9 protein-coding genes are annotated in these 10,788 nt (G+C 66.5%); 7 read left to right on the top strand and 2 right to left on the bottom strand.

Annotation, left to right across the window (positions count from 1 at the left end):
- Nucleotides 1-7 precede the first annotated feature (7 nt).
- Nucleotides 8-922 (bottom strand): CHAD domain-containing protein, encoded by a 915-nt coding sequence (locus tag V5F84_RS21120; protein ID WP_394041753.1) that lies wholly within the window; start codon nucleotides 920-922, stop codon nucleotides 8-10.
- A gap of 304 nt (nucleotides 923-1,226) precedes the next feature.
- On the opposite strand from V5F84_RS21120, the gene V5F84_RS21115 reads away from it, so the two are divergent.
- The 7 genes from V5F84_RS21115 (at nucleotide 1,227) to denD (ending at nucleotide 10,061) form a co-directional block, all read left to right on the top strand.
- Complete coding sequence (locus tag V5F84_RS21115) at nucleotides 1,227-3,500, top strand: TonB-dependent receptor (protein ID WP_394041754.1); 2,274 nt, start codon at nucleotides 1,227-1,229, stop codon at nucleotides 3,498-3,500.
- Nucleotides 3,501-3,588: 88 nt separating this feature from the next.
- A complete protein-coding gene (locus V5F84_RS21110) occupies nucleotides 3,589-4,269 on the top strand; it encodes a Fe2+-dependent dioxygenase (RefSeq protein ID WP_394041755.1) in 681 nt (226 codons plus the stop codon).
- A gap of 84 nt (nucleotides 4,270-4,353) precedes the next feature.
- The gene (locus tag V5F84_RS21105; protein ID WP_394041756.1) at nucleotides 4,354-5,535 is read left to right on the top strand and encodes a low temperature requirement protein A; all 1,182 of its coding nucleotides are present in this window, start codon (nucleotides 4,354-4,356) and stop codon (nucleotides 5,533-5,535) included.
- A 115-nt stretch (nucleotides 5,536-5,650) separates the two neighbouring features.
- Nucleotides 5,651-7,477, top strand: coding sequence for an IlvD/Edd family dehydratase (locus V5F84_RS21100; protein ID WP_394041757.1), 1,827 nt, complete (start codon nucleotides 5,651-5,653; stop codon nucleotides 7,475-7,477).
- A 26-nt stretch (nucleotides 7,478-7,503) separates the two neighbouring features.
- The gene (locus V5F84_RS21095) at nucleotides 7,504-8,214 is read left to right on the top strand and encodes a GNAT family N-acetyltransferase (RefSeq protein WP_394041758.1); all 711 of its coding nucleotides are present in this window, start codon (nucleotides 7,504-7,506) and stop codon (nucleotides 8,212-8,214) included.
- A 79-nt stretch (nucleotides 8,215-8,293) separates the two neighbouring features.
- Nucleotides 8,294-9,037, top strand: a complete 744-nt coding sequence (locus V5F84_RS21090) for an SDR family oxidoreductase (protein WP_394041759.1) — start codon at nucleotides 8,294-8,296, stop codon at nucleotides 9,035-9,037.
- A gap of 46 nt (nucleotides 9,038-9,083) precedes the next feature.
- Complete coding sequence (gene denD, locus V5F84_RS21085) at nucleotides 9,084-10,061, top strand: D-erythronate dehydrogenase (RefSeq protein ID WP_394041760.1); 978 nt, start codon at nucleotides 9,084-9,086, stop codon at nucleotides 10,059-10,061.
- A 52-nt stretch (nucleotides 10,062-10,113) separates the two neighbouring features.
- On the opposite strand, the gene V5F84_RS21080 is transcribed toward denD, so the two are convergent.
- Nucleotides 10,114-10,569, bottom strand: a complete 456-nt coding sequence (locus V5F84_RS21080) for an arsenate reductase/protein-tyrosine-phosphatase family protein (RefSeq protein WP_394041761.1) — start codon at nucleotides 10,567-10,569, stop codon at nucleotides 10,114-10,116.
- Nucleotides 10,570-10,788: the final 219 nt, after the last annotated feature.

Here is a 10,788-nt window from a genome sequence, read left to right as displayed (position 1 = left end):
GCCCCGCTCAGTCCTGCGCAAAGCTCACGTGCCGGGCGAACTGCCGCGGCGTGCGCCGGAACAGGTGGTCGTGCGCCCGGTGCGCGCGCTTCACGAGCCGACGCTGATACAGGCTGCCCGCGTCGATCGCGAGCTCGCGCAAATCCCCCTGCGTGTCCGGCCAGCCGGCGAGATATTGCTTGAGCGTCTCCATATCCTGGTAGCCGCCGAGAATCCCGCGCAATTTCTGCGCCTTCTCGGCGCGTCGCGCGCCGCGGCCCCCCGAGACGCCGGCGAAAAACGCCATCTGATAGCGATGCGTCACCGCGCGCTTGCGCAGTTCATGCAGATGAATCGGCTCGTTCCAGTCGGTGACGCGACGTGCCAGCGCATAGCCCCTGCGCAAATTGCGGGCGATATCCGCCGCCCCCACCTGCTCGATCAGATGGGCGGCGTGGCTCGCGCGCGCCGCGTTCAGCCAGCGGCGCAAAGCATCGCGATGCACCTGCGCTTCCCGGCCGTCGGAGGCATCCGGGCCGATGGCCTCGATGATGTGCGCGGCATCGGCCGCATTGAGCAGGTCCGCCTCCCTCAGGGCGGCCACGGCGTCGCGGCACGCCTGCCGATCGCGCGCCGACGACAGGCTCCGCGCGGTTTCCGCCGCGAGGCGCCGGGCGTCCTTTGCCTCCTCCGTCCCGACGAGGCGCAGCAGGGCGCGATATTCCTTGATGGCTTTGCGCGCCTCGTGAAGCAGGATCGTGACGCTCGGCTCTCGAAGCGCGGCCTCGACCTTGCTCAGCGCCCTGTCCAGATCGTGCGCGAGCGCCTTGCGCGCCTGCGGCAGACTCGCGCGCTGCGCGCTTTTCGCGGAAACGCCGGGCGACGTCTGCGGTGCGCGCGTCTTGGCTGTTGAGTTCTGCATCATGGCCGAAACTTGCCACATATTTCGCCACGCGTCTTCCCCGCGCCCGCGGGGGCATTCCCTAGAGAAATTGCGCGGCCTTGCGCATGGTTTTTGAATTAGTTTGAAATTATTCCAATTATATAAGCATGCGCTTGTTTAAAATACGTCTAAGTACAATGTTTCCTAGATGGATTGAAGTTAATAATCGAGATGACCTAAAAGAGGCGAAGAGAGTCCTGGATTGTGATTTTCTTAGGGCCATTTTTTAGGAGTTCTGAAGATGGGTTCGGCAGGAAACTGCGAATATGTTCGCGCGTCCAAGCGTACGGATACTCAGCGCCTGATGCTGACGGGATCCTGGGGCGTGACGATGGGCGTGGCAACGGCCTTCGGCGGCCCGGCGCTGGCGCAGCAAGCGGCGACGAATACCGAACTCGAGCTGCCCACGGTCCAGGTGCAGGACAATACCGGCGGCTTCGTCGCCACCACCACCGGCGTCGCGCGGCTTCCGGTGCCGATCTTCGACATGGCGCAGCAGGTGAACGTGGTCACCGAGGAGGTGATCCGCCAGCAGAATGTGACCACGCTCGACCAGGCGCTGCGCAATATCTCCGGCATCACCTTCTCCGCCGGCGAAGGCGGCCAGCAGGGCGACAACCCGATCATCCGCGGCTTCTCCGCACGCGGCGACATCTTCCGAGACGGCATTCGCGACACCGGCTGGTACACCCGCGACATGTTCAACATCGACGCGGTCGAGGTGTTCATGGGCCCGTCCTCCTTCGCCTTCGGGCGCGGGTCCACGGGCGGCGCCATCAACATGGTGTCCAAGCTGCCGAAAGACGCGACCTTCGTTGAAGGCGATGTCACCGGCTACACCAGCCAGGGCTGGCGCACCACCCTGGATGCGAACGGCAAGTACAACGACAACATCTACGCCCGCATCAACTTGATGGCGCAGGATATCGACACTGCCGACCGTGACAACGTCAACGCCACCCGCTGGGGCATCGCGCCTTCGGTGACGGTCAATCTGTCCGACCGCACCACCATGACGGCGTCCTATTATTACCAGTATGAGGACGGCGTCCCGGATTATGGCCGGCCCTATCTGCCGGCGCCCACCACCAGCACCTCGCCTTTCAATTTCGGCGCCACCGTCGGCGGTTATTACGGCAATGGCCAGCCCACGCCGCCCGTTCCGGTGGACCGCAGCAATTGGTACGGTATCACCAACGGTCCGCTGCCCGACCGGGTCACCACCAACACCAATGTGGCGACCTTGCAGTTCGAGCATGAACTGAACGATTGGGTGACGCTCACCAACGGCACCCGCTACACCTCGAACGACCGCATGGCGCGCGTCTCCGCGCCGCGCAGCCTCGGAACGGCGGGCAATGTCGCCTTCGCCAGCCCGCTGCCGGCGCAATATTACAATTATCCGGTCTCGCTCATGACCATCGGCATGCAGCGCTTCCAGACCGAGACCGACAGCACCAACCTCACCAACATCACCGACATGGTGGCGAAGTTCAAAACCGGCATGTTTGAGCACACCTTGAACGCCGGTCTTGAGGTCTCCCACGAGACCCGGTCCCAGCTGCGCTACAATCTGTGCAGCCCCACCGCCGCCATGTGCCGCACCAGCCTCGCGAACCCGATCAATGTGTCGGCCACGGGCGGCGTCGGCGGGTTCAATAATTATATTCCCACCAGCAACGACACCACCATGTCCAACGTCGCCATGTATGCCGGCGATCAGATCAAGATCGGCAAATACTGGCAGGTCATGGCCACCGGGCGCTGGGACAACGCGACCACCGAATATTCGTCATTCTCGGCGGCGAACACCCCGCCGGTGTCGACTCTCAACAATTCCGAGAGCCTGTTCAACTATCGCGTCGGGGCCATCTTCAGCCCGATCGAGACGGTCAACATCTATGTGACCTACGGAACATCCTCGAACCCGTCGTCGGAATACGGCGTGCTGGACACCGGCACCGTCACCCTGGCGCCGGAAACCAACACCACGCTTGAAGCCGGCGTGAAGGCGCAGGTGCTGGATGGCCGGGTCATCCTCACCGCCTCGGCCTTCCAGACCATGAAGACCAATACCCGCGTGCCCACCGATCCCACCGCGGGCCTTCCGCCCCAGGTGCTGGGCGGCGAGCAGGAAGTCCAGGGCATTTCGCTCAGCGCCGGTGGCGCGATCACCGACAAGTGGAACCTGACCGCCAGCTACACCTATCTGCAGTCGGAGATCCTCAGCGTCGGCCCCGGCACGCTGGCGAACCAGACCCAGGTCGGCAAGGAACTGCCCAATACCCCGCCGAACTCGTTCTCCATGTGGACCAGCTATAATCTCACGCCGCAATTCGTGGTCGGCGGCGGCGCGACCTACAACGATGACACCTTCGCCAACACCACGAACACGGTGTACGTGCCGTCCTATTGGTCCTTCGATGCCATGGCGAGCTACCAGTTCACCAAGAACTTCCAGCTCCAGGTCAACGTCTACAACATCACCGACGAGCTTTATTACGCCCAGTATTACGGCGGCCATGCCGTGCCGGCCGCCGGACGCTATGCGGCCCTGACCGCGCGGGCGACTTTCTGACCTTAAGGGTCTTCCGCGCATTACCCGCACCGCCCGGTGACCTCCGGCGGTGCGGGTCTTTTATTGCCGCCTTCCGAGGATGCCGGCCATGATGATCCATATTCCAAATGTCCTCACACCCGACCAGGTGGCCCAGTGCCGGGGGGTGATGACGCAGGCCGCCTGGGCGGACGGGCGTGCCACCGCCGGGTTCCAGTCGAGCGCCGTGAAGCGCAATCTGCAATTGCCCGACGGCAGCCGGGAGGCGGCCGAGCTGGGCGCCATGGTGCAGGCGGCGCTGGAGCGCTCGCCGCTGTTCATGTCGGCGGTCCTGCCCAAGCAGATCATGCCGCCCATGTTCAACCGCTATGACGCGGGCATGACCTTCGGCTCCCACGTGGACAATGCCATCCGCGCCGTGCGGGGCACCGGCCTTGCCATGCGGACCGATGTCTCGACCACCCTCTTCCTCTCCGACCCGGACGAATATGACGGCGGCGAACTGGTGGTGGAGGACACCTACGGCACCCACGGGGTGAAGCTGCCGGCGGGCGATGCCATCATCTATCCCGCGACCTCGCTGCATCATGTCACGCCCATCACGCGCGGCTCCCGCATGGGCTCGTTCTTCTGGACCCAAAGCCTGATCCGGGATGTGGGGCACCGGGCGCTGCTCTTCGACATGGACATGGCGATCATCCGCCTGAACCAGGACCATCCCGGCCACCCTTCGGCGGTGCAGCTCACCGGCGTCTATCACAACCTCCTGCGCCAATGGGCGGAAGTCTGAGGCGCACCCGCGGCCGAACACCTGCGGCTTGACCTTGCCCGCCCTTGTCCGCGAGATGGGGCGGCAATTGCGGGGGGGCGGGGCATGAGCGGGCAGGCGCGCAGCATTCTGCGGGAGACCACGGGCGAGCATCATCGCGTCACCTTCGCGGAGCTGTTCTTCGACCTCGTGTTCGTGTTCGCGGTGACCCAGCTTTCCCACACCCTGCTGCATCATCTCGATCCCCTGGGCGCGCTCCAGGTGGTGTTCCTGTTTCTCGCGGTGTGGTGGGCGTGGATCGACACCGCCTGGGTGACCAATTGGATCGACCCGGACAAGGCGCCCGTGCGCCTCATGCTGCTGGTGCTGATGCTGGCGGGGCTGGTGATGTCCATGTCGCTGCCGGGCGCCTTCGGCGGCCTCGGGCTGGCATTCGCCTGCGCCTATGCGCTGCTCCAGTGCGGGCGATCGGCCTATATGGTTTATGCGCTGCGGGACGAGGCGCCGGCGCTGCGGCGCAATTTCCAGCGCATGCTGTGCTGGCACCTGCTGATCGGCGCCATCTGGATCGCCGGCGGCCTGGGCGACGGCCCGGCCCGCCTCGCGCTTTGGGCCATCGCCCTGGCGCTTGAGAACGTGGCGCCCTCCCTCGGCTTTCCCGTGCCCGGCCTCGGCAAGTCGCGCACCACGGAATGGACCGTGGAGGGCGGCCACATGGCGGAGCGCTGCGCCCTGTTCGTCATCATCGCCCTCGGCGAATCCATCCTGGTCACGGGCGCGACCTTCGCCGAACTGGAATGGAGCGCCCTCAACATAAGCGCCTTCCTGGTGGCGTTCCTCGGCACGGTCGCCATGTGGTGGATCTATTTCGACACCGGCGCCGAACGCGGCAGCGCGCGGATTACCAGTTCGGACGATCCCGGCCGGCAGGCGCGCCTTGCCTATACCTATCTGCACATGCTGATCGTGGCCGGCATCATCCTGTGCGCGGTGTCCGACGAGGTGCTGCTCGCCCATCCCGGCGACATCCCCGGCGCCCCGGCGGCGGCCGCGATCCTGGGCGGGCCGGCGCTCTATCTGCTGGGCGTCGGCCTGTTCAAATGGCCGCTGCTGCGGCGGTTTCCCCTGTCCCACCTGGTCGGGCTCGCCCTTCTGCTGCTGTCCTGCGCGCTCATTCCTTATGCCAGCGCACTGCTTCTCGCGGCGAGCGCGACGGTCGCGCTGTTCGTCGCGGCGGTGTGGGAAAACGTTGCGCTGCGAAAGATCGGCGTCATTCCCGCGCGGTGAAACGCGGCCCGCAAATGCGTTGATTTCGGGGGGCGGCGGGCGCATATATCGAAAAATCAAATCGTTTGAAATCCGGCCGGGCGTCGTTGCCGCGCCGGAGGGACGGGAGACGTCGATGTCGGGAAACGAAATAAGGTCGGGAGATCAACCCGAGTTGCACGGGCGCAAGCTGCGGTCCCAATTGTGGTTCGACAATCCCGACAATCCCGGCATGACGGCGCTCTATCTGGAGCGCTACCTCAATTTCGGCCTCACCCGCGCCGAGCTGCAATCGGGCAAGCCGATCATCGGCATCGCCCAGACCGGTTCGGATCTCTCCCCCTGCAACCGCCACCATATCGAGCTGGCGAAGCGGGTGCGCGAGGGTATCGCCGCCATGGGCGGCATTCCGTTCGAATTCCCGGTCCATCCGATCCAGGAAACCGGCAAGCGCCCCACCGCCGCGCTCGACCGCAACCTGGCCTATCTCGGCCTGGTGGAAATCCTCTACGGCTATCCGCTGGACGGCGTGGTGCTCACCACCGGCTGCGACAAGACCACGCCGGCCTGCATCATGGCGGCGGCGACCGTGGACATCCCCGCCATCGTCCTGTCCGGCGGGCCGATGCTGAACGGCTGGTGGAACGGCGAGCGCACCGGCTCCGGCACCGTGGTGTGGAAGGCCCGCGCCCAGCATGCCGCGGGCGAGATCGACTATGACACCTTCATGGACATCGTCGCCTCATCCGCGCCGTCGGTGGGCCATTGCAACACCATGGGCACCGCCTCGACCATGAACGGCCTCGCCGAGGCGCTCGGCATGTCGCTGCCCGGCTGCGCCGCGATTCCCGCGCCGTACCGCGAGCGCGGGCAGATCGCCTACGAGACCGGCAAGCGCATCGTCGACATGGTGTGGGAGGACCTGCGCCCCTCCGCCATCCTCACCCGCGAGGCATTCGAGAACGCCATCCGCGTGAATTCCGCCATCGGCGGCTCCACCAACGCGCCGATCCACCTCAACGCCATCGCGCGCCATGTGGGCGTGAAGCTGGACGTGGATGACTGGCAGAGCGTCGGCCACAAGATTCCGCTGCTGGTGAACCTGCAGCCGGCCGGCGAGTTCCTGGGCGAGGAATTCCACCGCGCGGGCGGCATTCCCGCCGTGGTGGCGGAGCTGATCGCCAAGGGCAAGATCCACGAAGGCGCGCTCACGGTGAACGGGCGCACCATGGGCGAGAATTGCACGGGCAAATTCTCCTGGGATCGCAGCGTGATCTACGCCTACGACGCGCCGCTGAAGGAAGATGCCGGCTTCATCGTGCTGCGCGGCAATCTGTTCGACAATGCCATCATGAAGACCAGCGTCATCTCGGACGAGTTCCGCGCCCGCTTCCTCTCCAAGAACGACGATCCCGATGCGTTCGAGGGGCCGGCCGTGGTGTTCGACGGGCCGGAGGACTACCACCACCGCATCGACGATCCCTCCCTCGGCATCGACGAGCACACCTTGCTGTTCATCCGCGGCGCGGGGCCGCTCGGCTATCCCGGCGGGGCGGAAGTGGTGAACATGCAGCCGCCGGCCGCGCTCATCAAGAAGGGCGTCTCGGCCTTGCCCTGCATCGGCGACGGGCGCCAGTCCGGCACGTCCGGCTCGCCCTCCATCCTCAATGCCAGCCCGGAAGCGGCGGCGGGCGGCGGGCTGTCGATCCTGCGCACCGGCGACCGGGTGCGCATCGACCTCAACAAGGGCACGGCGGACATCCTGCTGCCGGATGCCGAGCTTGCCGCGCGCCGGGCGGAGCTGGAGGCCAAGGGCGGCTTCCCGATCCCCGCCAGCCAGACCCCCTGGCAGGAAATCCAGCGCGGCATGGTGGCCCAGTTCGACGAAGGCATGGTGTTGAAGCCGGCGGTGAAATATCAGCGTGTGGCCCAGACCATGGGCGTTCCGCGCGACAATCACTAGCCGTCCCACATTATCAGGCGTTCCCCATGAGCGAGACCGGTGCCGCCGAGGGCCAGCCCCTCGGCGCGATCATTGAAGGCGGGCCGGCGGCGCGGCCGGCGCGGGTGCCGCTCATCGGTCGCCTGGTTCATGTGGTGCCGTTCGATCCGGCCGCCCATGCGGACGATCTTCACGCCGCATCTCACGGCGTGGGCGATGCGGCGCTGTGGACCTATCTGATGTCGGAGGTCCAGCCCGAAAGGCAGGCGTTTCGTGCCGCCTATGAGGCCTCGGCGCAGCGGGACGATCCGCTGCTGTTCGCCATTCTTGACGCTGCGACCGGCAAGCCGCTCGGCCATGCGTCCTACATGCGCATCGAGCCGGCGCATCGGGTGATCGAGGTGGGCAACGTGCTGTTCACCCGCGCGCTCCAGCGCTCGCCCAAGGCGAGCGAGGCCATGTATCTCATGGCGCGCCACGTGTTCGAGGACCTCGGCTATCGCCGCTACGAATGGAAATGCGACGCACTGAACGCGCCCTCGCGCCGGGCGGCGCTGCGCTTCGGCTTCACGTTCGAAGGCATCTTCCGCCAGCACATGATCGTCAAGGGCCGCAGCCGCGACACCGCCTGGTTCGCCATGCTGGATCAGGACTGGCCGCGCGCCAAGGCGGCCTTCGAGGCGTGGCTGGCGCCCGAAAATTTCGGCCCCGACGGGCAGCAGAAGCGCCGGCTGGAGGAGATCCGCGCCGTGCTGTGACGCGACCCGCCCGCGGGGCGCGATGCGGCCGGAACATCCCCAAGAAACAGCCAGAAGAATCAAGCCAAGAGGAAATGCCATGAGTGGACGTTTGGACGGCAAGACCTGCCTCGTGACGGCGGCGGGGCAGGGCATCGGTCGGGCGATCGCCGAAAGCTTCGCCCGCGAGGGGGGCCGCGTGTTCGCCACCGACCTCGATGCCGCGAAGGTCGCTGACTTCGAGGGCGAGCACCGCGCCCTGAACGTGCTGAGCACGCCCGCCGTGGAGGCCCTCGCGGCGGAGATCGGGCCCATCGACGTGCTCGCCAATTGCGCCGGCTACGTCCACCAGGGCTCGATCCTGGAGACCAGCGAGGCCGACTGGGACTTCTCCTTCGACCTCAACGTGAAATCCATGCACCGCATGCTGAAGGCCTTCCTGCCGGGCATGCTGGCGAACGGCGGCGGCTCGGTGATCAACATCTCCTCCGCTGCCTCCTCCATCCGCGGCGTGCCGAATCGCTATGCCTACGGCGCCACCAAGGCGGCCGTGATCGGGCTGACCAAGTCCATCGCGGCGGATTTCATCACCAGGGGCATTCGCGCCAACGCCATCTGCCCCGGCACCATCCAGTCGCCCTCGCTGAACGAGCGCATCGCCGCCGTCTCGGCCGCGACCGGGCGCAGCCTGGAGGACGTGCGTGCGGATTTCGTCGGCCGCCAGCCCATGGGCCGGCTCGGCACGGCGGAAGAGATCGGCGCGCTGGCGCTCTATCTCGCCAGCGACGAAAGCGCCTTCACCACCGGACAGATCCACATTATCGACGGCGGCTGGGCGCTCTAGTCCCGCCGTCGCCCCGCAAAGCGGGAACAGATTCAGGAGTTTCATCATGCGCATTCTGGTTATCGGCGGCGCCGGCATGGTCGGCCGCAAGCTCATCGAGCGGCTCGCCCGCGACGGCGCGCTCGGCGGCACGCCCATCAGCCATGTGACGGCCCAGGACGTGGTCGCCCCCACCCCCATTTCCGCGCCCTTCCCCATCGAGGGGCGGGTGGGCGATCTCGCCGTGCCGGGCGAAGCGGCGGCCCTGGTGGCCGAACGGCCGGACGTGATCTTCCATCTCGCCGCCATCGTCTCGGGCGAGGCGGAAGCGGATTTCGAGAAGGGCTATCGCATCAATTTCGACGGCAGCCGCGCGCTGTTCGACGCGGTGCGGGCGATCGAGGGCTACACCCCGCGCCTGGTCTTCACCTCGTCCATCGCGGTGTTCGGGGCGCCGTTCCCGGAAGCCATCGCCGACGATTTCTTTCTCACCCCGCTCACCTCCTACGGCACGCAGAAGGCCATGGGCGAGCTGCTGCTGGCGGATTATTCCCGCCGCGGCTTCCTGGACGGCGTGGGCATCCGCCTGCCCACCATCTGCGTGCGGCCGGGCAAGCCCAACAAGGCGGCCTCCGGCTTCTTCTCCGGCATCATCCGCGAGCCGCTGTCCGGCCAGGAAGCGATCCTGCCGGTGTCGGAGGAGGTGCGGCACTGGCACGCCTCGCCGCGCTCCGCCGTTGGTTTCCTGCTGCATGCCGCGACGCTGGACACGGCGCCGCTCGGCGCGCGCCGCAGCCTGACCATGCCGGGCCTCTCGGTGACGGTGGGCGAGCAGATCGCCGCGCTGCGCCGGGTGGCGGGAGAGCGGGCGGTGTCGCTGATCCGCCGCGTGCCGGACCCGGTGATCGAGCAGATTGTCGCGGGATGGCCGCGCAATTTCGATCCCGCGCGGGCGCTGTCCCTCGGCTTCAAGGCGGAATCCTCGTTCGACGAGATCATCCGCATCCATATCGAGGACGAATTGGGCGGCCAGATCGCCGCCTGAGGTCGCGCCTGACGCCGCGACGACCGCCGCTTGGGCGGTCGCCTGGATGTTCTCAGGCGGCCGCCGCGAGTTGCCCGGCGCCGAGCGCGCCGATGGCCGCCCGCAATTCCGGCAGCAGCCGGCGATAGGCGAGCCGGCGTTCGTGCATGTCGCCGAGCCGCGAGACATCCTCCATCTGCCAGCGATGGTGAAGCCGATGGTGCGGCCGCAGCGCGCTGTGCGCGACGCTGGTGTGGGCGCCGGGAATCAGCGAGATCACCGCGTCGATATGGGGCGCGCCGGGCAAGGTGAAGACCTCCAGCGGCTTGCAGGACAGGCCGTCGGCCGGCACGCCTTCCGCATGCAGGCATTCCACCGCCGCCATGTCCACGCTGGCATGGGGCGACAGGCCGGCGCTGAAGGCCCGCAAATGCGGCTGGGTGTGGTTCGAGATGGCCTCGGCCAGCAGGCTGAGGCCGGCATTGTCGCGGCAGACGAACAAGATCGAAGGTTTCGGCGCCAGGGCCATTCTTATTCTCCTTGCAACGCGTCCGGGTCCCCCCGCCCCGAATCACATCGGCCACAACCATAGATAGGTTCTCCGACAGGCTGGTGACGGCGCCGGCATGCGCGCGGGAAGCCTGGGGATTTCGGCATTTCGCCGGTGCGCGCGGACGCGTTAACCAAATCGAAGGAAACACCAGCGATGCATCGCTTAGGCTAGAGGACACACGATTCTGTGAGTGTC

The sequence above is a fragment of the Roseixanthobacter liquoris genome, from assembly GCF_043195135.2.
Classification (GTDB): domain Bacteria; phylum Pseudomonadota; class Alphaproteobacteria; order Rhizobiales; family Xanthobacteraceae; genus NCEH01.
Note: the sequence above shows the minus strand (reverse complement) of the source record. Positions and strands in the feature narration are given on the sequence as shown.